This is a genomic window from Bradyrhizobium canariense (assembly GCF_900105125.1).
GTDB classification, from domain to species: Bacteria; Pseudomonadota; Alphaproteobacteria; order Rhizobiales; family Xanthobacteraceae; genus Bradyrhizobium; species Bradyrhizobium canariense_A.
The window spans coordinates 1,434,490-1,459,569 of sequence record NZ_LT629750.1 but is presented as its reverse complement, the minus strand read 5'-3'; the positions used below and the strand labels follow the sequence as shown (position 1 = coordinate 1,459,569).

General features: G+C 62.0%; 17 protein-coding genes. 11 read left to right on the top strand and 6 right to left on the bottom strand.

What is annotated here, in order from left to right; translation table 11 throughout:
* Positions 1 to 12: 12 nt before the first annotated feature.
* From BLV09_RS07165 to BLV09_RS07140, 6 genes are all read left to right on the top strand, one after another.
* A complete protein-coding gene (locus tag BLV09_RS07165; RefSeq protein ID WP_146686782.1) occupies positions 13 to 5,217 on the top strand; it encodes an alpha-2-macroglobulin family protein in 5,205 nt (1,734 codons plus the stop codon).
* Entirely contained in the window at positions 5,214 to 7,337 is a 2,124-nt protein-coding gene (gene pbpC / locus BLV09_RS07160; RefSeq protein WP_146686781.1) for a penicillin-binding protein 1C, read from the top strand. The genes BLV09_RS07165 and pbpC overlap by 4 nt, the downstream gene beginning before the upstream one ends.
* Positions 7,338 to 7,387: 50 nt before the next feature.
* Complete coding sequence (locus BLV09_RS07155; RefSeq protein ID WP_146686780.1) at positions 7,388 to 9,130, top strand: ArnT family glycosyltransferase; 1,743 nt, start codon at positions 7,388 to 7,390, stop codon at positions 9,128 to 9,130.
* Position 9,131: 1 nt separating this feature from the next.
* Entirely contained in the window at positions 9,132 to 9,989 is an 858-nt protein-coding gene (locus tag BLV09_RS07150) for a phosphatase PAP2 family protein (protein ID WP_146686779.1), read from the top strand.
* A 67-nt stretch (positions 9,990 to 10,056) separates the two neighbouring features.
* A complete protein-coding gene (locus BLV09_RS07145; protein WP_146686778.1) occupies positions 10,057 to 10,809 on the top strand; it encodes a glycosyltransferase family 2 protein in 753 nt (250 codons plus the stop codon).
* Complete coding sequence (locus BLV09_RS07140; RefSeq protein WP_100381719.1) at positions 10,802 to 11,131, top strand: lipid-A-disaccharide synthase N-terminal domain-containing protein; 330 nt, start codon at positions 10,802 to 10,804, stop codon at positions 11,129 to 11,131. Before BLV09_RS07145 ends, BLV09_RS07140 begins: the two co-directional genes overlap by 8 nt.
* A 212-nt stretch (positions 11,132 to 11,343) precedes the next feature.
* On the opposite strand, the gene BLV09_RS07135 is transcribed toward BLV09_RS07140, so the two are convergent.
* Positions 11,344 to 12,552, bottom strand: a complete 1,209-nt coding sequence (locus BLV09_RS07135) for a L,D-transpeptidase (RefSeq protein ID WP_146686777.1) — start codon at positions 12,550 to 12,552, stop codon at positions 11,344 to 11,346.
* A 274-nt stretch (positions 12,553 to 12,826) separates the two neighbouring features.
* On the opposite strand from BLV09_RS07135, the gene BLV09_RS07130 reads away from it, so the two are divergent.
* Positions 12,827 to 14,110 carry a peptidase M15 gene (locus BLV09_RS07130; protein ID WP_433994385.1) on the top strand — a complete coding sequence of 428 codons (1,284 nt, stop codon included), beginning with the start codon at positions 12,827 to 12,829 and terminating at the stop codon, positions 14,108 to 14,110.
* A 167-nt stretch (positions 14,111 to 14,277) separates the two neighbouring features.
* Here the strand turns inward: BLV09_RS07130 and BLV09_RS07125 are convergent, their stop codons facing one another.
* The 4 genes from BLV09_RS07125 to metC all read right to left on the bottom strand — a co-directional run bounded on the left by BLV09_RS07125 (position 14,278) and on the right by metC (position 18,961).
* Complete coding sequence (locus BLV09_RS07125; RefSeq protein ID WP_100381721.1) at positions 14,278 to 14,598, bottom strand: septal ring lytic transglycosylase RlpA family protein; 321 nt, start codon at positions 14,596 to 14,598, stop codon at positions 14,278 to 14,280.
* Positions 14,599 to 15,047: 449 nt separating this feature from the next.
* On the bottom strand, positions 15,048 to 16,742 hold the full coding sequence (locus BLV09_RS07120) for a Na/Pi cotransporter family protein (RefSeq protein WP_100381722.1): 1,695 nt from the start codon (positions 16,740 to 16,742) through the stop codon (positions 15,048 to 15,050).
* Between the two features lie 176 nt (positions 16,743 to 16,918).
* Positions 16,919 to 17,707 (bottom strand): class I SAM-dependent methyltransferase, encoded by a 789-nt coding sequence (locus BLV09_RS07115; protein WP_146686776.1) that lies wholly within the window; start codon positions 17,705 to 17,707, stop codon positions 16,919 to 16,921.
* 60 nt (positions 17,708 to 17,767) lie between these two features.
* Positions 17,768 to 18,961 (bottom strand): cystathionine beta-lyase, encoded by a 1,194-nt coding sequence (gene metC / locus BLV09_RS07110; protein WP_146686775.1) that lies wholly within the window; start codon positions 18,959 to 18,961, stop codon positions 17,768 to 17,770.
* Positions 18,962 to 19,288: 327 nt separating this feature from the next.
* Here metC and BLV09_RS07105 point away from each other — a divergent pair, with 327 nt between their 5' ends.
* The 4 genes from BLV09_RS07105 to BLV09_RS07090 are packed head-to-tail and all read left to right on the top strand — an operon-like array spanning position 19,289 to position 23,810.
* Positions 19,289 to 20,305: an amino acid ABC transporter substrate-binding protein gene (locus BLV09_RS07105; RefSeq protein ID WP_146686774.1), complete on the top strand. Its 1,017-nt coding sequence runs from the start codon at positions 19,289 to 19,291 to the stop codon at positions 20,303 to 20,305.
* A 27-nt stretch (positions 20,306 to 20,332) separates the two neighbouring features.
* Positions 20,333 to 21,538 (top strand): amino acid ABC transporter permease, encoded by a 1,206-nt coding sequence (locus BLV09_RS07100; protein WP_146686773.1) that lies wholly within the window; start codon positions 20,333 to 20,335, stop codon positions 21,536 to 21,538.
* Positions 21,535 to 23,058: an amino acid ABC transporter permease gene (locus BLV09_RS07095; RefSeq protein WP_146686772.1), complete on the top strand. Its 1,524-nt coding sequence runs from the start codon at positions 21,535 to 21,537 to the stop codon at positions 23,056 to 23,058. The genes BLV09_RS07100 and BLV09_RS07095 overlap by 4 nt, the downstream gene beginning before the upstream one ends.
* Positions 23,059 to 23,069: 11 nt before the next feature.
* On the top strand, positions 23,070 to 23,810 hold the full coding sequence (locus BLV09_RS07090) for an amino acid ABC transporter ATP-binding protein (RefSeq protein WP_146686771.1): 741 nt from the start codon (positions 23,070 to 23,072) through the stop codon (positions 23,808 to 23,810).
* 129 nt (positions 23,811 to 23,939) lie between these two features.
* On the opposite strand, the gene BLV09_RS07080 is transcribed toward BLV09_RS07090, so the two are convergent.
* Positions 23,940 to 24,980, bottom strand: a complete 1,041-nt coding sequence (locus tag BLV09_RS07080) for a cysteine synthase A (RefSeq protein ID WP_146686770.1) — start codon at positions 24,978 to 24,980, stop codon at positions 23,940 to 23,942.
* Positions 24,981 to 25,080 lie beyond the last annotated feature (100 nt).

Below are 25,080 nucleotides of genomic sequence, written 5' to 3'. Positions count from 1 at the left end.
GGGAGCTCCGTCATGATCGGTTTGGTTCGGGCCGCAATACTTTGCGCCACGCTGGCGTTTGGCCTGGTGGCGGCGCAGGCGGCGGACAAGGCCTTCAAACGCGACGATCTTGCCGATTCGGCGATCAAGCTGGAAGCCCAGATCAAGAGCGAGGCGGGGCCGGTCAACAAGTCTCCGGCGAGCCTGCGAACCGACGCCGATGCCGCCTTCAGGCGCAACGATTTCCGCACCGGCCTGCAGATCCTCGGACAAGTTGCCGCCACGTCGCCTGACGACAGCGCCAACTGGCTCAAACTGGCGCGCACCATCTTCCAGATCCGCCCCTCCAACAGCAGCGAAGAGACCTTCCTGCTGGAACGCGCCTCGACTGCGGCCTACATCGCCTATCAGCGCGCCGGCAACGCCGGTGACGAGGCGGATGCGCTTGCTGTGCTCGGCCATGCGATGTCCGAGCGCAAGCTGTGGCGCCCCGCGCTGGATGCGCTGCGGCTCTCGCTCGACCTGCGCGAAGTCGCCGACGTGCGCGGCCAATATGAGAAAATGCGTGATGAGCATGGCTTCCGCCTGCTCGACTATACCGTGGATTCCGACTCCGCCTCGCCGCGGGCCTGCTTCCAGTTCTCCGAGGACCTCGCCAAGCGCACCGATTTTACCCCGTTCGTAGCGCTGGCCGGCATCGACAAGCCGGCGCTCTCGTCGGAAGAAAAGCAGCTCTGCGTCGACGGCCTGAAGCACGGCGAGCGCTACAACATCAATCTGCGCGCCGGCCTGCCGTCGACCGTGAAGGAGAGCCTGCCGAAGTCTGCCGAATTCAATATCTATGTACGCGACCGCAAGCCGTTCGTGCGCTTCACCGGACGGGCCTATGTGCTGCCGCGCACCGGCCAGCGCGGCATTCCGCTTGTCAGCGTCAATACGCCGGCTGTGACCGTGAATGTATTCAGGATCGGCGACCGCAACCTGATCAATACGGTGATCGGCAGCGATTTCCAGCAATCGCTCAGCTCTTACCAGTTGTCCGATCTCGGCGGCGAACGGGGCGTGAAGGTCTGGTCGGGCGAGCTTGCCACGGCGACCACGCTCAATCAGGACGTCACGACGGCGTTTCCGGTCGATCAGGCGCTCGGCGATTTGCAGCCGGGGGTCTATGTCATGACCGCCGCGCCTAAGGGGCCGGGCAGCGATGAGGACGGCCAGCTTGCGACGCAGTGGTTCATCGTTTCCGATCTCGGCCTCACGGCATTCTCGGGGAATGACGGGATCCATGTGTTCGTCAATTCGCTGGCCTCGACCGATGCGGTTGCGAAAGCCGAGGTGCGGCTGATCGCACGCAACAACGAAATTCTCGCGACCCGCAAGACCGACGAGTCAGGTCACGTGCTGTTCGAGGCGGGGCTGGCGCGCGGCGAGGGCGGCCTGTCGCCGGCGCTGTTGACGGTGACCAGCGACAAAGCCGACTACGCCTTCCTCAGCCTGAAGACCGACGCTTTCGACCTGTCGGACCGCGGGGTCGCGGGGCGGGCGGTGCCCGCCGGCGCCGATGCGTTCGTCTATGCCGAGCGCGGCGTCTATCGTTCCAACGAGACCGTGTATCTCACCGCGCTGCTGCGTGACGGGCAGGGCAATGCCGTCACTGGCGGGCCGCTGACGCTGGTGATCGAGCGTCCCGATGGTGTGGAATTCCGCCGCGCGGTGCTCCCCGACCAGGGCGCCGGCGGACGGAGCCTGGCGGTGCCGCTCAACTCCGCCGTCCCGGCCGGGACCTGGCGGGTGCGGGCCTTCACCGATCCCAAAGCTTCGCCGGTCGGCGAAACCACCTTCATGGTTGAGGATTACGTGCCGGAACGGATCGAATTCGATCTGTCCAGCAAGGAACAGTCGATCAAAGCTGAAGTTCCGGTAGAGCTTAAGGTCGACGGTCATTTCCTCTACGGCGCGCCGGCATCGGAGCTCCAGCTCGAAGGCGATATGCTGGTCACGCAGGCTGCGGACCGGCCGGGCTATCCCGGCTATCAGTTCGGCGTCGACGACGAGGAGACCGCCAGCAACGAGCGCACGCCGATCGAAAATCTGCCGGAGTCGGACGCCAATGGCGTCGCGACGTTCCCAGTGAGTCTGGCAAAGCCGCCGACGTCGACACGTCCACAGGAGGCTCAGATATTCATCCGCATGGCCGAAGCCGGTGGACGCACGGTCGAGCGCAAGCTCGTGCTGCCAGTCGCACCCAGCGCGGCCATGATTGGCGTGAAGCCGCTATTCGGCGACAAGAACGTTGCGGAAGGCGACAAGGCTGCTTTCGACGTCGTGTTCGTCTCGCCCGACGGCAAGCCGCTGGCGCGCGATGGCTTGCGCTACGAGCTTCTGAAGATCGAGTCCCATTATCAATGGTATCGCCAGAATTCGACCTGGGATTACGAGCCGGTGAAATCGACCACGCGGGTCGCGGACGGCGATCTCATTGTCGCCGCCGACAAGCCGTCACGCGTGACGCTGTCGCCGCAGCCGGGCCGCTATCGCCTTGACGTGAAGACGGCCGACGCCGATGGGCCGCTGACCTCGGTCCAGTTCGATGTCGGCTGGTATTCCGATGGCAGTGCCGATACGCCGGATCTGTTGGAGACCTCGATCGACAAGCCGGAATACCAATCCGGTGACACCATGACGGTGTCCGTGAACGCGCGCTCGGCCGGCAAGCTGACCATCGACGTGCTCGGCGACCGGCTGCTGACGACGCAGACATCGGACGTCAAGGAAGGCACATCCCAGGTCAAAATTCCCGTCGGCAAGGACTGGGGCACCGGCGCCTATGTGGTGGCGACGCTGCGGCGGCCGCTTGATACGGCAGCGCTTCGGATGCCCGGGCGAGCCATCGGCCTGAAATGGTTTGGCATCGACAAGAAAACCCGCACGCTCGACGTGAGCCTGTCGCCGCAAGCTTTGGTGCGTCCGGGCACGACACTGAAGATACCGGTCAAACTTGGCGGCTTAAGTCCCGGCGAAGATGCAAAGATCGTCGTTGCCGCCGTCGATGTCGGCATTCTCAACCTGACCAACTATAAGCCGCCGGCGCCGGACGACTATTATCTCGGCCAACGCCGTTTGACGTCGGAGATTCGCGATCTCTACGGGCAGCTCATCGATGGCATGCAGGGCACCCGCGGCCAGATCAGGACCGGCGGCGATTCCGCCGGCGCAGAGTTACAGGGCAGCCCGCCGACGCAGAAGCCGCTGGCGCTCTATTCCGGGATCGTCACGGTCGGCGCCGACGGCTCGGCCGAGATCAGTTTCGACATTCCGGAATTCGCCGGCACCGCGCGGGTGATGGCGGTGGCGTGGACGGCGACCAAGCTTGGCCGCGCCGCGACCGATGTCACGGTGCGCGACCCGGTGGTGCTGACGACGACGTTGCCGCGCTTCCTGCTCAATGGCGACCACGGCACCATGAGCTACGATCTCGACAACGTCGAAGGCGCGCCCGGCGATTACACCATCGGCGTCAAGGCATCGGGTCCCGTCAAAGTCAGCGGCAATCCCTCAACCACGGCGAAACTCGCCGCCAAGCAGCGGACCTCGATGTCGCTGGCGCTGGATGCCAGCGGCACCGGCACCGCCGCTATCGACGTCGATATCAAGGGTCCGAACGGGCTGACACTGGCGCGGCATTATGCGCTTGACGTCAAGGCGGCGACGCAAATCCTCGCACGACGCTCGATCCGCACCCTTGCCAAGGGTGAAAGCCTGACCCTGACATCCGATATGTTCTCGGACCTCGTGCCGGGCACCGGCAGTGTTTCCCTGTCCGCCAGTCTCTCCACCGCGCTCGATGCGGCGACGATCCTGAAGGCGCTGGATCGCTATCCCTACGGATGTTCGGAACAGATCACCAGCCGCGCGATGCCGCTGCTGTATGTCAACGACCTCGCCGCGGGAGCGCATCTGGCGATGGATACGGCGGTGGATCAGCGCATCAAGGATGCGATCGATCGGCTGCTGGCGCGGCAGGGCTCGAACGGCTCGTTCGGGCTATGGTCCGCCGGCGGCGACGATGCCTGGCTCGACGCCTATGTCACGGATTTCCTGACCCGCGCCCGCGAAAAGGGATTTACCGTGCCGGACGTGCTGTTCAAAAGCGCGCTCGATCGCGTGCGCAACTCGGTCGTGAACGCGGACGAGCCCGAAAAGGATGGCGGCCGCAACCTCGCTTACGGCCTTTATGTGCTCGCCCGCAATGGCGCCGCGCCGATCGGTGACCTGCGCTACCTCGCCGATACCAAGCTGGACAATCTGGCGACCTCGATCGCGAAGTCGCAACTGGCGGCGGCGCTGGCGCTGGTCGGCGACAAGGCAAGGGCGGAGCGGGTCTATGCTGCCGCGCTCGAAAGCCTTTCGCCGAAACCGACGCTGGAATTCGGCCGGACCGACTATGGCAGCGCGCTGCGCGATGCCGCGGCACTGGTTTCGCTTGCCAGCGAAGGCAACGCGCCGCACGCAACGCTGACGCAGGCGGTCGAGCGCGTCGAAGTGGCGCGCGGCCTGACGCCTTACACCTCTACCCAGGAAGATGCCTGGCTGGTGCTGGCGTCGCGCGCGTTGGCAAAGGAATCGCTGACGCTTGATGTCGACGGATCGCCGGTCAAAACGGCGCTCTATCGCAGCTACAAGGCATCCGAGATGGAGGGCAAGCCGATCAAGATCACCAATACCGGCGATACGCCGGTGCAGGCGGTGGTGTCGGTGAGCGGCGCGCCGGTCACGCCGGAGCCGGCGGCGTCGAACGGCTTCAAGATCGAGCGCAATTACTTCACGCTCGATGGCAAGCCGGCCGATGTTTCCAAGGCCAAGCAGAACGATCGCTTTGCCGTCGTTCTCAAGGTCACGGAAGCCAAGCCCGAATACGGTCACATCATGGTCTCGGATTATCTGCCCGCAGGCCTCGAGATCGATAATCCGCATCTGGTTTCGTCCGGCGACAGCGGCACGCTGGACTGGATCGAGGACGGCGAGGAGCCGCAAAATACCGAATTCCGCGACGACCGCTTTACCGCGGCCATCGATCGCGCCGCCAACGACAAGTCGGTGTTCACGGTGGCCTATGTGGTGCGGGCGGTGTCGCCGGGCAAATACGTGCTGCCGCAGGCTTATGTCGAGGACATGTATAATCCCTCGCGCTATGGCCGAACCAGCACCGGTACCGTCGAGGTACGTGCGGCCAAATGAGTGCTGCGGAAACCATCGCGCCGCTGGCGCCACGGGAACGCCGTTGGCGACGGCTCAAGCTGGCGGGGGCTGCCTCGGCCGCCGCCGGCTTGCTTCTGATAGGCGCTTTCGCGGCGTGGGTCGTCTCGCTTGGCCCATTGCCGTTAGCTCAGGCTCAGCAGGTCTCCACAACGGTCGTCGACCGCAATGGCAAGCTGCTGCGTGCGTACGCCATGGCCGACGGGCGCTGGAGGCTACCTGTCGATGCCAGGACCAGTGTTGATCCGACGTACCTCAAGCTGCTGCTGGCATACGAGGACAAGCGTTTCTATTCGCATGCCGGCGTTGATCCGCTGGCACTGGGTCGCGCCGCGCTCCAACTCATCACGCGTGACCGTATCGTGTCCGGCGGCTCGACGATTACGATGCAGCTCGCGCGGCTGATGGAGCCGCGGCGAGAGCGCTCGGTTCATGCCAAGCTGCGCCAGATGGTCCGCGCGGTCGAACTCGAGCGGGAACTGACCAAGGACCAGATCCTCAATCTCTACCTGGCGCTCGCGCCTTACGGCGGCAATCTCGAAGGCATTCGCGCTGCTTCGATCGCCTATTTCGGCAAGGAGCCGAAGCGGCTGTCACTTGCGGAATCGGCGCTGCTGGTGGCGTTGCCGCAATCACCGGAAAATCGTCGTCTCGATCGCCACCCTGACGTGGCGCTGTTGGCGCGAGACCGGGTGCTCGACCGGATGGTCGAAGATGGTCAGGTATCGGAGGAGGATGCCGTGGCGGCGAAAGCCGTGCCGGTAGCGCGGCTGCGCAAGCCGATTCCCATTCTTGCACCGCATTCCGCCGATCGCGCCGTCGCCACCGTCAAGGACATGCCCGTTATCTGGCTGACGCTCGATTCAGGTTTGCAGAGGGTGCTCGAAGCGCTGGCGCAGGACCGCGCGATCGCGCTGGGGCCGAATATTTCCGTCGGGATACTCGCTGTCGACAACGAGAGCGGCGATGTGCTGGCGCGGGTCGGTTCGCCGGATTATTTCGACGACCATCGGGCCGGTCAGGTCGACATGACGCGCGCCGTGCGCTCGCCAGGATCGACATTGAAGCCGTTCATCTACGGTCTCGCTTTCGAGGATGGTTTTGTGCATCCGGAAAGCCTGATCGACGACCGGCCGATCAGGTTCGGCGATTATGCGCCACAGGATTTCGACATGACGTTTCAAGGCACAGTGCCGGTGCGCAAGGCGCTGCAGCTATCCCTGAACGTGCCGGCCATTGCGTTGCTGGATCGGGTCGGCGCGAGCCGGCTGTCGTCGCGGCTGAGGCAGGCCGGCGGCAATCTGGTGCTGCCGAAAGACGAGGCGCCCGGTCTGGCAATGGGGCTCGGCGGCGTCGGGATCACCTTGCAGGATCTGGTGCAACTCTATTCGGGGATCCCGCGGCTTGGCACCACACGCCCGCTCCGCGAGATCCTGAACGGGAAAGACGAGCCGCGTGATCCATTGCGGCTGATGGATCAGGCCGCGGCCTGGCAGGTCGGCAATGTCCTGATGGGTACGCCGCCGCCGGAAAATGCCCCGCAACACCGGATCGCGTTCAAGACGGGAACCAGCTACGGCTATCGCGATGCCTGGTCGGTCGGCTTCGATGGGCGCATGACCATCGGTGTCTGGGTGGGGCGTCCCGATGGGGCGCCGGTTCCGGGTCTGGTCGGGCGCACCGCAGCCGCGCCGATTCTGTTCGACGCTTTTGCCCGGACCGGAAAATTGCCGCTGCCGCTGCCGAAACCGCCCAAGGGGGTCCTGATCGCAAGCAATGCCAAGCTTCCGTTGCCGCTGCGGCGATTCCGCCCCCTGGGGGAACTGGTTCGGACCGGCAGCGAGCAGGCGCCGCACATCCAGTTCCCGCTGAACGGTTCCCGTATTGACGTATCCGGCTCCAGCGATGGGCAATTCTCGGCGATGCCGGTAAGGGTCGCCGGCGGCGTGCTTCCAATGACCATGATGGTCAACGGCGTCGCGGCCGGAGAAATCGGCAGCCGGCGCCAGCGCCTGGTCGATCCGCCCGGTCCGGGCTTTGTCAGATTGACCGTTATCGACGCCACGGGCGCAGCGGACACAGTTGTCGTCAGAATTCAATAGAGCCTCCCTAAGCGGTTGTCCCGATAGTGGTTTCGGCGTATGCGGAACCAATGGTCGAGACCTATGCCCGTCCCCGATTTGGAGAGCCGCGTGAGCCAACGAACCGGGTGAATCCCGGCAGCCGGCTGATGCGTGTGATCGATTTTATCACCGCCAGCCACGCACGCTCGATCGCGTTCCTGGCGCTGTGCGGTCTGCTGCTGTTCCTGCCGGGATTTTTCAATATTCCGCCGATCGACCGCGACGAGGCGAGGTTCGCGCAGGCGACCAAGCAAATGGTCGAGACCGGCGATTTCGTCGACATCCGCTTCCAGGATGACGTGCGCTACAAGAAGCCGGTCGGCATTTATTGGCTGCAGTCGGCGGCGGTCGAGACCGCCTCGGCGCTTGGCCTGCCGCGCGCCGCACTCCGGATCTGGATCTACCGCATTCCCTCGCTGATCGGTGCGATCGGCGCGGTGCTCTTGACCTACTGGACGGCGCTGGCCTTCGTGACACGCCGCGGTGCGGTGCTGTCCGCACTTCTCCTTGGCAGTTCGGTGCTGCTGGGCGTCGAGGCGCGGCTTGCCAAGACCGATGCGATGCTGCTGCTCACCGTTGTCGCGGCAATGGGCGCGCTGGCGCGGGTGTATCTGTCCTGGCAGCGCGGCGAGGATCCCGAGCATCCGCCGTGGGCGTGGCCCGCGATCTTCTGGACGGCTCTGGCCGGCGGCATCCTGCTCAAGGGGCCGCTGATCCTGATGTTCGCCGGATTGACAATTATTACGCTGGCGATTCTCGATCGATCAGCGAACTGGCTGTGGCGTCTGCGTCCGCTCTGGGGCCTGATGTGGATGCTGGTGCTGGTGCTGCCCTGGTTCGTCGCGATCTTCTGGCGCGCCGGCGACGCGTTTTTCGCGGATTCGATCGGCGGCGACATGCTGAGCAAGCTGTCGGCGCAGGAATCTCATGGCGCGCCACCCGGAGTCTATCTGCTGCTGTTCTGGATCACCTTCTGGCCAGGGGCGCCGCTGGCAGCCATGGCGGCACCGGCGGTCTGGCGCGCGCGGCGCGAGCCCGGCGCGCAATATCTGCTGGCGTGGCTGATCCCGTCCTGGATCGTATTCGAACTGGTGTTGACCAAACTGCCGCATTACGTGCTGCCGCTCTATCCGGCGATTGCAATCCTGACCGTCGGCGCATTGGAGCGCCGCGTGCTGTCGCGATCATGGTTGAGGCGCGGCGCAGCCTGGTGGTTTGCCATTCCGGCGCTGACTTCCGTTATCGCCGTCATCGGAGCGGTGACGCTGACACGTCAGCCGGTGTTTCTGGCGTGGCCGTTCGTGGGAGCGGCGTTGATCTTCGGGCTGTTCGCGTGGTGGCTGTTCGAGGACAATCGCGCCGAACGCTCGTTGCTCAATGCCGTGGTCGCGGCGATGTTTCTCGCCTTTGCGATCTATGGGGTGGTGTTGCCGGCGCTGACGCCGCTGTTCCCAAGCGCTGAGGTTGCGCGCGCGCTGCGCAATGTCGTCTGCGTCGGTCCGAAAGCGGCGGCGGCTGGTTTCCAGGAACCGAGTCTGGTGTTCATGACGGGCACCTCGACCGTGCTCACCGACGGATCGGGCGCGGCGGATTTTCTGAACCAGGGCAGTTGCCGGTTCGCACTGGTTGAAGCGCGCTCTGAGCGCAGTTTTGCCCAACGCGCCGAAGCTATCGGCTTGCGTTACAACGTAGCCACGCGCATCGAGGGCTACAATATTTCGCAGGGCAGGGCGATCTCCGTCGCGATCTTCCGTTCCGAAGGAACGGAATAAAATGCCCGTTCCCGCCGCAAGCGGCGAATCCTCGGATTATTTCGCGCGCTTTTTCTCCTTGGTACGGTTGTCGACGGTGCAATTGTCACGCCCGTCCTCACATCCGCAGGCTACTGCGGCCGCGCGCCGATCGCTGCGCCAAGCGACACTGCTGGTCGCGATTGGCGCGATCGCGGTCATTTCGCTGATGTATGGGCTGGACGCGTGGGAGATCAGCCTGATGCCGCCGCGTGGCACCGCCAGCCTGTGGCCGGTTCGCATCGTCACCGATTTCGGAAAAGCCGCGAATGTGCTGTGGACCCTGGCGGTGATGTTGTTTGCCGTTGCCCTGGTTTTGCCGGCTTTGCGGGGAGCCGCGCGATCCCGGTTGATGCGTCTTGGAACCGATTTGCAGTTCCTGTTTTTTGCCGTGCTGGTGCCGGTCCTCGCGGGCGAAGTCATCAAGTGGATCGTCGGGCGCGGCCGCCCGTTTGTCGGCGGTAAAGCCAACGCCTTCAACTTCGAGCATTTCGCGGGCACCGAAGCCTATGCCAGCTTTCCGTCGGCGCACGCCATCACGAGCGCGGCGCTGGCCTTCGCCGTTTCGGCGGTGTGGCCGCAGGCGAGGGCCGTGATGATTGTATACGCCTTACTGATCGCCGGCAGTCGCCTCGTGCTTCTGGCCCATCATCCCAGCGATGTCGTCGCCGGCGCCCTGATCGGGGTGGTTGGTGCGATGTTCGTGCGGTACTGGTTTGCCGCGCGACGCTTGGGATTTGTCATCGGCGGCGACGGTGTGATCGCGCCGCCGATCGGACCCCGGCTCGGATCCCGATTTGGGCTTCGCAAAGGGGTTGCCCGCGAGGCGTCCGCCCCATAAAAGCGGGCGCCGCAAAGTCCGGCCGCAATGGCCTCCATCGAGCCGACCCAAACGACGAGTGCTGAATTTGGTTTCCTCTGACATCGCCGCTGTGGCCGTTTCCATCGTTGTGCCCGTGCGCAACGAAGCCGACAACGTGGCGCCGCTGATTGCGGAAATCGCCACAGCCCTCGATGGCCGGTGGCCGTACGAAATCATCTATGTCAATGACGGCTCGACCGACGCGACGGCGGAGCGGCTTAGTGCCTTGATGCAGCAGCGCGGCAATCTGCGTCAGCTCCGTCACGCCACGTCCTCAGGACAATCGGCGGCGGTGCGCAGTGGCGTCCGCGCCGCGCATGGCGCCATCGTGGCGACGCTCGACGGCGACGGGCAAAACAATCCGGCGTTCCTGCCGGATTTGATTGCAGCGGTCGAGAATGGCGGCGAACGTGTCGGCCTTGCTGCGGGTCAAAGGGTAGGGCGCAAAGACACCGGCTTCAAGAAAATCCAGTCGCGTATCGCCAATGGGATTCGTAACGGCATTCTACACGACGGCACCCGCGATACCGGCTGCGGCCTGAAAGCGTTCCGGCGCGAGGTGTTCCTCGCAATGCCTTACTTCGACGGATTGCATCGCTTCCTGCCGGCGCTGGTACGCCGCGAGGGATACGAGATCGCCTATGTCGATGTCACGGATCGGCCCCGTCATTCCGGCGTGTCGAACTACGGCTTTTTCGACCGGCTGTGGATCGGCATCATGGATCTTGCGGGAGTGTGGTGGTTGATCCGCCGAAAGAAACCGACACCAGTTGCGACCGAGGTGACGCGCCATGACTGAGATGCTGAACTTTCTTGTCGCCTATCTGCACGACGTCTTCGTCATCAAATTCGATGCCTGGGTCATTCTGGGGTTCGTGGCGCAGGGATTTTTCACCATGCGTTTCGTGGTGCAATGGATTGCATCCGAACGTGCCCGCAAGAGCGTGATCCCGGTGGCGTTCTGGTTCTTCTCGATCGGCGGCGGCACGCTGCTGTTGGTCTACGCGCTATATCGCAGAGATCCGGTATTCATTGCAGGCCAGGCGTTGGGTCTCCTAGTCTACATTCGCAATCTGTATTTTATTATTCTCACCGGACGGCAGGCATCCTCGGACGCCTGAGTCGGGCGCGCCGCCGTCGGCGTGCAGCTATTCACGTTGGCCAAATTGGAGATGCCTGCGGTCGGGTCGATCTCGCGCAAGCGTCCGACCGCTTTGCGAATCTCGTCTTCCGGTCCTGCCAAGGCGCCGCTGACCGCCGTCATAATGATGGCCAATTCGGGTTTTGCCTCCTTGCGCAGTGGCATCAGGTGTTGGTGGGTTGCGCCACCACATCAATGCGTTACCACGATGAAATCCGTGTCTTTTCCCGTCTCGTGGCTAAATCCGTTGTCGGAAATAATCAATGAAGAGGCCGGGGTCAGTAGTTCAGAGATTCTCTCAACCGTATCCTGGGGTATTTCGATGCGGTCGAGGGCAGCGTTGGCTTTTTCGGGCAACGATACCAATGGAGCGGTTTGCTTCGCGGGCGCTTCTCGCTCTTTCGTGGCACCTTCGGAAATGCGAGGTAATTCCTCCGGAATCGAGACGACGGTCCAGCGAATAGCCGCTCCCCCGTTCTGGAATTCCATTGCGGTAAACACGTGCGTTCCCAGCGGCTCCTCCGGGTTTTCGATCTTGATCGGGACATCAAACAACGGCGAGAAGCCCTGGCGCACGAAGAGCTTGCTCAATTTACGACTCACAAAGACGGAGATCGGAACGATCTTTTTAGGTGCGCCTCCTGCGGGAGCCGAGCCCGGAACCTGGAGACTAGTGGCTTCTGGAGTCTCGGCGTTGGACACCGGTGATCCGTGCGTTACCGCGACTGTACTAATGCTCTCCGCTACTGTGGCAGCCTGAAATTCCGGCGAACCGGACACGGCTTTCGGCTTAAAAAGGTGCGGATTGGTTATCTCGACCGGCTGGACATCGTCGTGCGCAATGATTACGCGCGTGCCGCGTTTCGTGAGATGCCAGAGTCGAATGGCAAAGTCATTTTTCAAACGGATGCAGCCGTGTGAGGCCGGATGCCCAGGCACGACACCAGCATGCAACGCTATCCCTGACCAAGTGATGCGCTGCATATAGGGCATGGGAGCAGCGCTATAAATATTTGAACGGTGCCATCGTTGTTTGCCGATCACGCTGAATACGCCGAGCGGCGTAGGGTGCTCCTGAGTTCCTGTGGACACCGGAGAGCGCGCGATCAGGGTCCCGTTGTCAAAAAGCGAGACCCGTTGGTCTGCGATTGAGATGATGATCTGAAGCGGGCCCTTCGGAGGGGCCTCGGGCCGAGCGTCCTTGGCCGATTCAGAGTTTGTCTGCCGGTGGTGGTGCTTGTGTTTGAACGGAGCGTAGTGATCCGGCCAGAACGTGTCCCGAGGCCAAAACAGAAATTGAGCGTGCGCGATTCCTGCAGAGAGCATGAAAATGGCGAATATTGCCATTGTTGTCGCAAAAATGGATCTGACGTTGATGCGTCCGGAGAGAGATGCAGACATGGTGCACTCGTGGCACTGTTTGGGCGCTTCCTCATTCGGTACCTCACGCAGTGAATTTGCATGCGAGGTTCAACCAGAACGCGGCGTTGCCGACTGCAGCCTCTTCTTTAAATCTGGTCGCAGTGAGTCGAAAATTGGGCCGTATTCACAATCGTGAGGCCAATGGAAGAAGACAATCAGGCAATAGCCGTCGTACGGATCGGCGGGAGCGATCGACTATGTCGGAATGCACGACAATTGCTGGCTGATGGCGGGTTGCATTCGGGCAACACGTTTGGAAAAACTGACGACCCTCCATTTACGTCATTGCGCGACCACATTGATCCCAAGAATTAGCCCGCTCGCATGTTTGGCTTTGCTGCAGGGCTCCGGCGGAGCCCTTGGAGGCGACGCGATCATGAACCCGCGGCGACTTGCGACAGTGGCGACGGCGTTGTGCGGAACGGTTGTTCTCGCAGGCTGGGTCGTCGATCGGCTTGCTGGCTTCGGTTTGACCGGCATCGAAAACGCTGGCGCAGTGTCAATCGAGGACCGCCGCGTACCAACTCTCACCGTCGACGCCGAACTTGTGGAGGCACCGCAGGCAACCGTAGTGGGCTACGCCGCTGTCGCCAACGTCGATGTGGCGACGGCCGTCAAATCGGTGACCGGGACGGCCACCGACATGACGCCGGCCTCGGAGAAGCTGGAATCGATCGTCGAGGCCGCGTTGCCCGATTCTTCGCAGATGCCGCCACATGAATCTCCGCCCATGCAGGTGGCGACGGCGAGCACGCCTGATCCGGTGCCCAATGACGTCAAGGAGGCTGTGAGCTCCATCGAAATTCTCGACGAGTGCCTGGTGGCGGACAACTGCATCGACCGATACCTGTGGGCGCTCTACCAACGGACGCCCAAAGTGGACACCGTCAAGGTGCATGAGCAGAGGAAAGTGACAGTCAGGAGGAAGGGCAAAACGGTAACTGTCACCAAGAGCTTTACCAGGCTCGTCGATGAGGACTTCACGTGGAAGGATCCGAAAGCGGCGGAAAAGGCCCGCATGCCGATGATGGACTACGTGATAGGAGGCATGGATCAGAGCTTCAAGCTAAAGCTCTTTCATACGCTTCGCGCGGCGGAGGAAGCCGGGCTGTCGCCTGGCATAACCAGCGCGTTCCGCGATGACTATCGTCAATCGATCGCAAGCGGCCTGAGGGCGGCAACTGACAGGTCATACCATGGCGGGAGCTTCCGCGGCGGCTATGGCCACGGGCTTGCGGCCGATGTTGTAAGCGTCAAAGGTGCGACAGAGGGGCAGCGATCGATTTCCACTGAAAGCTTATGGAAATGGATCGATGCACACGGGAAGGAGTTTGGAATCGGGCGACCGTATCTCGATAAAGATCCGCCGCATCTGGCACCGATCGACGGCAAGGAATATGCCGCACATCACCGCGGGACAAAAGCTCAATACGCGGAATCGGATATAAAGAAGCGCAAGCGGCTAGCTGCGCGGGACGATCACAGCGTTGCGAAAACGTCCAAGAAACGCAAGATGGCTGCGCTCCAACGCAGTTAAGCCGAGTCCAGTCAGGATATCTGCTCCTTGGGCACCAAGCTGCCGATCGGGATGTCTGCTGTTCACTTGCTTCCTGACTGCGAGAAGGCCGCAGATTTCTCTACGGCCTTCTTCTCATCACTAGCAGGACAGTTAGGCGTAGTTGTATCCGCACAGCCGAAGCTGGCTCAGCCCTTGATAGAACGGTCCGAACGGTTGCTGCGAGTTCCGACGGACAGCACAGTTAGCGTGACCGGCGCGAGGCCGGAGGATCCGATCGCCCGGGCGCCGGCCGGCGTCAGGTCGATGACTCGACCCCGGATGTAAGGGCCGCGGTCGTTGATGCGGACGACGACGGAGCGGCCGGTCTGGATGTTGGTGACCTCTACCATGGTGCCGAACGGCAGAGTGCGATGAGCCGCAGTGAGTGCGGAGGCATGGGCATACTCGCCGTTGGCGGTCTCCTCGCCACTGTATACCGATGCAATTCCTGTCTGTGTTGCCGCCATAACGGAAGAAGAAATTGAAATAGATGCGATTAGAAGTCCAACTCCAAGTACTGTGATGCGCCGACCCTTCACTCTATAGCCTCATATGTTGTTGATATTGTCACCAACTCGAAACAAGTTCGTAGTTGATTGAGGCCAATACCTATTCAAATGCGGTCATAGTGCGACGCAGCATAATTTAATACAAAGATACAGGAATCGCCACGAAGACGACAAATTACCGACCAGCCTTCTTGCGCGGAGGATTCGGTATTTGATCACTGCTCGCCCTGGCAGACGCTCGCATGACGGACTGCTGCTGATCCCAATCGAAAACTCGTTGCCAAACGCGACCCCTGGATGCGGAACGAACGCTAGGCATGACCGATAGGGCTTTCGCCTCGTCTTGCTGACGCATCCTTCGTACAGAGGGGAGGGGCGACTTCAGTTGCTGGCACGCCTTACGCGCGTTAGCGCGCCGAGGGATGTGCCGCCGGTGCGGGCAGGGTCGGCAGGTCGCTCTCGGCCCGCTGACGGGCCGGCAACTCGCCGGCCGCGTCGAGGACGGGATAAGCCACCGAGCAGATATGCGAGTGGATCCGCCGCAGGTCACGCAGCACGTCCAGATGCAGCGAAGTCGTTTCGAGGGTCTCGGGCCGGCCTTCGCGCAGGCGATCCAGATGCCGTTCCGTGGCGGCGATCTCGGTATTGCGCAGCGCCGCTTTCTCCGCCAGCAGTTTGCGGGCCTCATTGACATCGCCGGACATGAAGACGCCGAACGCGATCCGTAGCGAGTCCATCGTTCGCTTGTGGAATGCCGACAGTTCTTCCGCGCCTTCCGATGAAAACTGGAATCGGCGCTTGATCTTCTTGGCCGCAAGTTCGTTCAAGTTCTTGTCGATGATATCGCCGATATGCTCGAGGTTGATGGTGAACGAAATGATCTCCATCGCGCGATGCCCCTCATGCTCATCGAGGCTGCCCCGCGTCAGCTTGGTCACATAAAGCTTAATTGCCTCGTCGAGACCGTCGACGCTGTTGTCCATGCGCGATACCTGATCGACCAGGGAGCGGTCATTGGTCATCATCGCCGCCATCACCTTGCGCAGCATGAGCTCGACATGATCGCCCATATGCAGGGTTTCGCGCGCGGCATCCGCCAACGCCAGCGAGGGCGTTTCAAGCGCACTGTCGTCAAGATAGCGTGGCCGTGACGGATCGGCCTCCTGGACCCGCTTGGGGAGGAGTTGTTTCAGGAGCCGGGCCATGTGGTCGAGCAGCCCAATGAAGATAATCGCGGTCGCCACGTTGAAGGCGATGTGAAATTCGGCGGTCATCTTCGCGAGGTCGGGTTGCCAGGCCTGCAAAATCGCGGTGATCGGCCGCAGGAATGGCGCGACCAGCAACACGCCGACCAGCCGGTTGACGAGATTACCGAGCGGAAGGCGGTAGCTTGCGGGGTTGTCACGGTGCGCGCCTTCGAAGACCGGATTGATCGCGCTGCCGAGATTGGCGCCAAGCACCAGCGCCAGCGCGGCGAACGGCGTGATGAACTGCGCGTAGGCAAGCGACATGATGAGGAGCACGCTGGCGACGCTCGAATGCACCGCCCAGGTGACGACCGCGCCAAGGAGGATGCAGAGGACAGGATCGCCGGTAATCGCGTTCATGAAGACGCGAACGCCGGGCGCGTTTTCTGCCGGAGCGAGCGTGTCGAGCAGAATATGCAGCGCCAGCAGCATCAGGCCGAGGCCGATCGAGACCCGGCCGATGTCCTTGATGCGCGAGCGCGCCCCGCTGCGGAAGGCAACGAGGCCGAGGACGAACAGCACCGGTGCTGCCGCGGAAATGTTGAACGACAGGGCCTGGACGATCAGCGTAGTGCCGACATTGGCGCCGAGCATGATCGCCAGTGCCGGGACCAGACTGACCAGTCCCTCGGCGGTAAACGAACTTGTGATCAGGGCGGTCGCGGTGCTGCTCTGTAACAGCGCCGTCAAGCCGATGCCGGCTGCAAAGGCCGTGAAGCGGTTGTTGAGGGCCTTCGCCAGCAGCAGACGAAGATCGGGACCGAACGCGCGCAGAATTCCACTGTGGACCATATGAAGGCCCCACAGCAGCAACGCCACGCCACCCATCAGGTCGAGAAGAACCAGACTTCCCATGATCTTCCACTTCTGAATTCGAGTCGAAAGATAAGGCTATCGCCAAACCGCCGAGGATCAATCTTTTTATTCGCGGCAACGTTCCAAGATGGGACGACAGGGGCGTCCTCGCAAGCGCAGCGGCAGCATACCAGCCGTTGGCCGGCGCGCAGTGGCCGCCGCGGTTGTCCGGCTGTTTACCCGGGTACGCGACCCCTGATCGCGTTGGCCCACGCTCCGTACGTCACGCGACCGGAGCTATCTTCCCTCAGGTGGCCGCGCACGCGTGTCTGGATCCGCGTGATCTCATCTGATGTCATCGACGCGAACAGCTGACTGATCGTTGGCGCCAGCGTGGCGGAGGTCCAGAAGTCGTCAAAATCCGTGAAGCTGCGCTGCACGTCGATCCTTTGCGTCTCGACGTCGATGAGACCGGCGTCCTTCCATAATTTTTGCAGGGCTTCGATTTTCGAGGCCTCGGCGCTCGGTGGACGTATCGGCGTACGACCCATGGCCTTCAGTTCGGTCAGGATCGGCTGCAGCGGGAATCCGCCGCCTTCCATGTCCCAGGCATACGCCGCCACCGTGCCGCCGGGGGCAACCACGCGCACCATCTCGGCGACGCCCTTCGCGGGTTCGGGCACGAAGAAAATCACCAGCGCCATGACGGCGACATCGAAGGTGCGGGCTTGAAACGGAAGCGCCGTCGCATCGCCCTTGCAGAACTCCGCCATCTCGACACCGCGTCGCGCACGGGCGTAAGCCAGTTGCCCGTCCGAGGGATCGATCCCCTGAACTTCCGCAGGAGCGTTCTTTGCAACGATCAGTTCGGTGAAGGCGCCGTTGCCGCAGCCGACATCGATCCATCGGAGACGCTTGCGCGGCGCCAGCCAGTCGAGGAAAATTTCACCGGCGAGCCTGCTCCAGGCCCCCATCATCCGCTCATAGGCGGCCCCATCGTCGAAGCGGATTTGCTGTTCGGCCATCCGATTGTCCTTCGCTTGTATGGAAGCTGCCTGATCGCGTGGGCTGGACAGGTCGATGTCCTACGCAGCATTGAAGGCGGCAAACCCGCGCTCAAGGTCGGCCTTGAGATCTTCGACGTTCTCAAGGCCGATATGGAGACGCAATGACGGACCGCCCGGCGCCCAATTCGTCGCCGTGCGGTAACCGTCGCAATCGAAGGGGATGACGAGGCTTTCGAACCCGCCCCATGAATAGCCCATGCCAAACAGCTTGACGGCGTCCAGCATGGCGTCGACCGCCTTCTGCGGCGCCGGCTTCAGCACGATACTGAACAGGCCCGATGCCCCGGTGAAGTCGCGTCTCCAGATCGCATGGCCGGGATCGCTCTCCATGGCGGGGTGCAGCACCCGCACGACCTCGGGTCGGGCTGCGAGCCATCGCGCCATCTCGAGCCCGGAGCGCTGATGCTGGGCGAGCCGGACCGAAAGCGTGCGCAAGCCGCGGAGCGAGAGGAATACGTCGTCCGGCCCCGCGCAAACGCCGAGCTGTCGAATGGTCTCGAGTATGAGCGGCCACGTCTTCTCGTTGGCCGAAATGGTCCCGAACATAATGTCGGAATGTCCGCCGATATATTTGGTCGCGGCCTGCATGCTGATATCGACACCTTGCTCCAGCGCGCGGCGATAGAGCGGGGTCGCCCAGGTATTGTCGTCGATCACGAGCGCACCGCGCGCATGCGCGACCTCCGCGATCGCTGGAATATCGGCCATTTCGAAGGTTTGGGAGCCGGGCGCCTCGACCAGCACCGCGGCGGTGTTGGGCTTGAAGAACTCCGCTACGCCGGTCCCGATCAGGGGATCGAAATAGGTGGTCTCCACCCCGTAGCGGGCCAGCAGGCCATCGCAGAAATTGCGCGATGGCCGGTAGATGTTGTCACCAACCAGGAGGTGATCACCGGCTTTCAGGACCGAGAGCAACGCTGTGGTGATGGCCGACAGACCGGAGGGCACGAGGCCAACGCCCGCGCATTGCGGACCTTCGAGCGCCATCAAGGCTTCCTGCAGCGCTTTCGTCGTCGGCGTCCCGTGACGGCCGTACCGGAACTCACCGCGATGGGCATGGAGGTCTTCCGCGGTCGGATAAAGCACGGTGGAACCATGCACGACCGGCGGATTGACGAAGCCTTTTTGCGCTTTGGTGTCGCGTCCCGCGGTCACCAATACGGTTTCGGCCCTGAGTGGGTTCGATTGTGGGTCATGTCTTGAAGAGTTCATGTGTGTCGCGCCACCAAAGACGTTTTGCCGCAGCCGCCAGTGCTTGAGGCCGCCGGGCGGCGGGATCGGGCTGGGTCCGTTAATAACAAGACACAGAAGACAGCCGTCAACCCCTTGACCCGGCTCGCCAGTCGTTCTGTGATGCGCGCGCGCTATTCCGTCGCCGCACGTTGAGGGGCCTGCCGCGACCTTTGATCCATCGTTTGACTTGGACCGCACGTCAAACTGCCTGCCGGACCGTTGCCCGCAGCAGTGGATTGCGAGGTTGGCCCATCGGTGTGCGCGATGATAAGCGGACGTTCCCGGACGACCTTGAAAGGCTTTGCCATGAAACGTGCATCCCTGGTTTTCACCCTTGCTCTTGCCGCCGGTCTTTCGGCGCACGCCGCCGACGCGCAGACCCTCAAGGCGGTCACGGACCGCGGCATGTTGTCCTGCGGCGTAAGCCAGGGGCTGCCAGGGTTTTCGTCGCCCGACGATAAGGGCAACTGGACCGGGATGGATGTCGACGTCTGCCGGGCCATTGCCGCCGTCATCTTCAACGATCCAAGCAAAGTCAAATTCGTCCCGCTGTCCGCCAAGGACCGGTTCACGGCGCTTCAGTCCGGCGAGATCGACGTGCTTTCACGCAATACGACGTGGACGCTGTCCCGCGATACCTCGCTTGGCGCGAACTTTACCGGCGTGACTTACTATGACGGCCAGGGTTTTTTGGTGAAAAAATCCCTCAAGGTGAATTCCGCGCTGGAATTGAACAGCGCATCGGTCTGCGTGCAGACCGGCACCACCACGGAGCAGAATCTCGCCGACTACTTCAAGAGCAACAATATGAAGTATGAGGTGATCGCGTTCGGCACCGCGGACGAAACCATCAAGGCATATGAGTCCGGTCGGTGCGACGTCTTCACCTCGGATGTGTCGCAGCTCTATGCTGAGCGCCTGAAACTTTCAAATCCAGCCGATCATGCGGTACTTCCGGAAGTCATCTCGAAAGAGCCGCTTGGCCCGATGGTGCGTCATGGCGACGATCAATGGTTCGATCTGGTTAAATGGGTTCTGTTCGCGATGGTCGACGCGGAAGAGCTCGGTATCACCCAGAAGAACGTCGACGACATGGCGAAATCGGACAAGCCCGAGCTCAAGAGGGTATTCGGCACCGATGGCAATCTCGGCGAACAGCTCGGCGTCACCAAGGATTGGGTAGTACGGATCGTGAAGGCGGTGGGCAATTACGGCGAGGTATTCGACCGCAACGTGGGCGCCGGTTCGAAGCTCGGAATTGCGCGTGGGCTCAACCAGCTCTGGAACAAGGGCGGAATTCAGTACGCGCCGCCGATCCGCTGATCTCGGCCGGCGGCTGTAGCTTCGGCGATGAACATCGAGCCTCGACGCCCTCCGCCGCAATTTGTCGCCAAGCTGCGGCATGCGCTTGGCGGCCGCGCCGGCTGGGGAGGCTTTGTCCTTCAGCTTTTGTTCGTCGCCGTCATTGCCTGGATTGGCTACGAGATCGTGGCCAACGCCCGTGCCAACCTGCAGTCGCAGCGCATCACGTCCGGCTTCGGATTCCTGTCGAACACGGCAGGCTTTGACGTCAGCCAGACGCTGATCCCGTATTCCGGATCGGATACGTATACCCGGGTGTTTCTGGTCGGCCTGCTCAACACATTGCTGGTCTCGGTCATCGGCATCTTCTTTGCCACCGTGATCGGATTTGTCGTCGCGCTGGGCCGGCTGTCGCCGAACTGGCTGCTGTCGCGGATATCAGGCGGTTACGTCGAACTGGTGCGCAATCTGCCGGTGCTGTTCCAGATCCTGTTCTGGTATCTTGCCGTGCTCGCGGCGCTGCCTAGCCCGCGGCAAAGCGTTTCGCTGTTCAATCTCGTTTTTCTCAACAACCGCGGTCTGGTGATTCCGCGGCCCATCGCCAACCCCGGCCTGGAGGCGTTTGCGATCGCGGTTCTGATTGCAGTGGTTGGCTCGTTGCTGCTGCGAAATTATGCGCGACGAAAATTGTTCGAGAGCGGAAAGCCGATCACGATCTGGCCCTATGTGGTTGGCCTGCTGATCGGCCTGCCGGTGCTTACCTCGCTGGTGTTTGGCGCTCCACTGACGTTTGAATTGCCGGAATTGAAGGGGTTCAATTTTGCCGGCGGCTCGCGTGTCATTCCGGAATTGGTGGCGCTGACGCTGGCGCTGTCGATCTATACCGCGGCCTTCATTGCCGAGATCGTGCGCGCCGGTATCCAGTCGATCGACAAGGGACAAATGGAGGCCGGGGCGTCGCTTGGGCTATCGCGTGGCTCGACATTGCGGCTGATCGTAGTGCCGCAGGCATTACGGGTGATCCTGCCGCCGCTCACCAGTCAATATTTGAACCTCACCAAGAACTCATCGCTTGCCGTGGCGATCGGATACCCCGATCTGGTTTCGGTATTTGCGGGAACGACGCTGAGCCAGACCGGGCAGGCGATCGAAATCATCGCCATCACGATGGGCGTCTATCTCCTGATTTCGCTCGTGACCAGCGCGATCATGAATTTCTACGGATGGCGGCTCGGCCGGAGCCTTGGCGCATGAGCGACATCGCCGGCCAGTCTTTCGTCCGTCAGGAGCTGATCGCCGAGCGCGCCGCGCCGATCAGGACCACCGGCTTCATCGGATTCCTGCGTACGCGCCTGTTCAATTCGCCGACCAATATTCTGCTCACCATCGCCAGTGCGCTGCTGCTGTGGTTCACCGTCATTCCCGCGCTCAAATTCCTGCTGATCGATGCCGTCTGGCGCGGTAGCGATCGCAATGCGTGCCTGGCGGAGAATACCGGACACGTGGTCGGTGCGTGCTGGCCTTATGTGGAGGCGAAATTCAGCCAATTCATCTATGGATTTTACCCCGAGCCGGAGCGATGGCGGGTCAATCTGACCTTCATTCTTGCCGCCCTTCTGCTGTTGCCTCTCCTGATTCCGCGGCTGCCAGCCAAAGGCCTCAATGCTGGTCTGTTCTTCGTCGCGTTTCCAATCGTCGCGTTCTTCCTGCTGCATGGCGGCGGGTTGAGCGGCCTTGGAATTAGCTGGTCGGCCGGCATCCTCTCAGGCTTCATCGACAGCTTCAGCGAGGCCGGTCACAAGCTCGCCGGCGCAGGCGAGGCAACCGCCATTGTCGGGCCGCCGCTGGTTGTCCTGGGCAAGCTCGTTGAACTGCTCGGCTCCGCACTTTCGGTCCTGATCTGGCCGCTGACCTGGCTTCGCGATTCCATTGAAGCCTCCGGCCATCCCGTGTGGTTCGACTTCGCCGCCACAGCCGCCATCGTTTCGATCCTGCTGTTCTTGTTGAGCGGCGGCGTTCGCACCGGATGGCGCACGCTCGCCGTTAGTCTTGCGACATTTGCCGGTACCGGCGTCGTGATCGCGGTGATGGGTCTCGATCATGGTGGGCTGCCAATCGTTGATACCAGGTTGTGGGGCGGCCTGCTGGTGACGCTGGTGGTGTCGGTCACCGGTATCGTCACCTCGATGCCGGTCGGCATTGCGCTGGCCTTGGGCCGGCGTTCGACGATCCCGTTGATCCGGATTTTTTCAGTGGCGTTCATCGAGTTCTGGCGTGGCGTTCCCCTGATTACGGTGCTGTTCTTCGCGACCTACATGCTGCCGCTGTTCGTACCTGCCAATTTCACCATCGATGGGCTGGTGCGCGTGCTGATCGGAATCGCATTATTCGCCGGTGCGTATAATGCCGAGGTCATTCGCGGCGGCTTGCAGGCGATTCCGCGCGGGCAGGGCGAGGCGGCGAGTGCGCTCGGGCTGTCCTGGTGGAAGACCACGGCGCTGATCGTGATGCCGCAGGCCTTGCGTCACGTCATCCCCGGGCTCGTCAACAGCTTCATCGCGCTGTTCAAGGACACGTCGCTGGTTTCGATTGTCGCGCTGTTCGATCTGCTCGGGCAGTTGCGGGCATCATTCGCCGACCCGGTCTGGGCCACGCCGACGACACTGTTCACCGGGTTTGCTTTCACCGGAATAATCTACTTCGTGTTTTGTTTTGGAATGTCGCGCTATTCATTGTTCGTCGAACGTCGATTGAACGCACATCGCCGCAGTTGAGCAGGATAGCCATGACCGAGAGCGCGATCGTCAACATTTCCGGCCTCAACAAGTGGTTCGGCGACTTTCACGTGCTGCGCGACATCAACCTCGAAGTCGCCAGGGGCGAGCGCATCGTGATCTGCGGTCCCTCAGGCTCCGGCAAATCGACGCTGATCCGGTGCATCAACGCGCTCGAGGAATTCCAGGAGGGCCGGATCGTCGTCGACAGCATCGAACTCGGACCGAATTTGCGGCGGGTCGACGAAGTCCGGCGCGAAGTCGGCATGGTGTTCCAGAGTTTTAACCTGTTTCCGCACCTCACTGTGCTGGAGAACTGCACGCTGGCGCCGATCTGGGTGCGCAATATCCCGAAAAAGGACGCCGAAGCAGCAGCGATGAACTATCTGGAACGGGTGAAAATCCCGCATCAGGCCAATAAGTATCCCGGCCAGATGTCGGGCGGTCAGCAACAGCGCGTCGCGATCGCGCGTGCCCTGACCATGAACCCGAAGATCATGCTGTTTGACGAGCCGACCTCGGCGCTGGATCCCGAAATGGTCAAGGAAGTGCTCGACACCATGGTGGATCTCGCCAGGGAAGGCATGACCATGCTCGTCGTCACCCACGAAATGGGATTTGCCAGGGAAGTGGCCAACCGCGTCGTCTTCATGGATGCGGGGCAGATCATTGAGGCGAACACGCCGGAAAGTTTCTTCGCCCACCCGCAGCATGCGCGGACCAAGCTGTTCCTCAGTCAGATCTTGCGGTGATTGTTTTTGTCCCGGATGGTTCGAAGGACCAGACCTCAGATGCGCAATTGCGCATCGGGGAATCTCGAGATTCCGGGTTCGATGCTTCGCATCGCCCCGGAATGACGTCTTGGGCCTGATCCGGCGTCCTCACACCTTCTCGAACGGCAGCTCGATCTTGCTGCGCTTTTCCAGCCATTCCGGCACCGGCAGGTTCTTCGAGCGCATGAAGGCCGGGTTGAACAGCTTTGATTGGTAGCGGTTACCGGAGTCGCACAGGATGGTCACGATGGTGTGGCCCGGTCCGAGCTGTTTTGCCAGCCGGATCGCACCGGCGACGTTAATGCCCGTGGAGCCACCGAGGCACAGGCCCTCGTGCTCAAGCAGCTCATAGATCACCTTCACGGCTTCCTCGTCCGCAATCAGGAAGGCGTCGTCGACCTCAGCGGTCTCGATGACGGGCGTGACGCGGCCGAGCCCGATGCCTTCGGTGATCGAGTCGCCCGGCGTCGATTTGGCCACGCCGTGCTTGAACAGCTCGTACATCGCAAAGCCATGCGGATCGGCGCAGGCGATCGTGATGCCCTTGTTCTTCTCCTTCAGGTACCGGCTGGTGCCGGCGAGTGTACCGCCGGTGCCGACCGAGCAGATGAATCCATCAACCTTGCCGTTGGTCTGTTCCCAGATCTCCGGTCCCGTGGACTCGTAGTGGGCTTTGGCGTTGTCGAGATTGTTCCACTGGTCGGCGAACAACACGCCGTTCGGTTCGCTCTTGCGCAAGCGCTCGGCCAGCCGCTTGCCGACATGCTGATAATTGTTCGGATTGGAATAGGGCAGCGCCGGCACCTCGACGAGTTCGGCGCCGCACAGCCGCAGCATGTCCTTCTTTTCCTGGCTCTGCGTTTCCGGGATCAGGATCAGCGTGCGGTACCCGCGGGCGCTCGCAACCACCGCCAAGCCGATGCCGGTATTGCCCGCGGTTGCCTCTACCACCAGGCCACCCGGCTTGAGATCACCGCGTTTCTCGGCCTCGAGGATCATCCATTTTCCGGCGCGGTCCTTGACCGACTGGCCGGGATTCATGAACTCGGCCTTGCCCAGAATAGTGCAGCCGGTTTCCTCGGAAGCGCGCTTCAGCTTGATCAGCGGCGTATGGCCGATCGCTTCAATGACGTCGTTATTGATTTTCATATCCGGAAATCTTGCCCGTCCGTTGCCAATCTGGCCATGACCCTAGAGCGCGATCAGCCGGAGTGGAAGCCGCTTTTGCGCCGCGCGGCGCCTGCAGCGG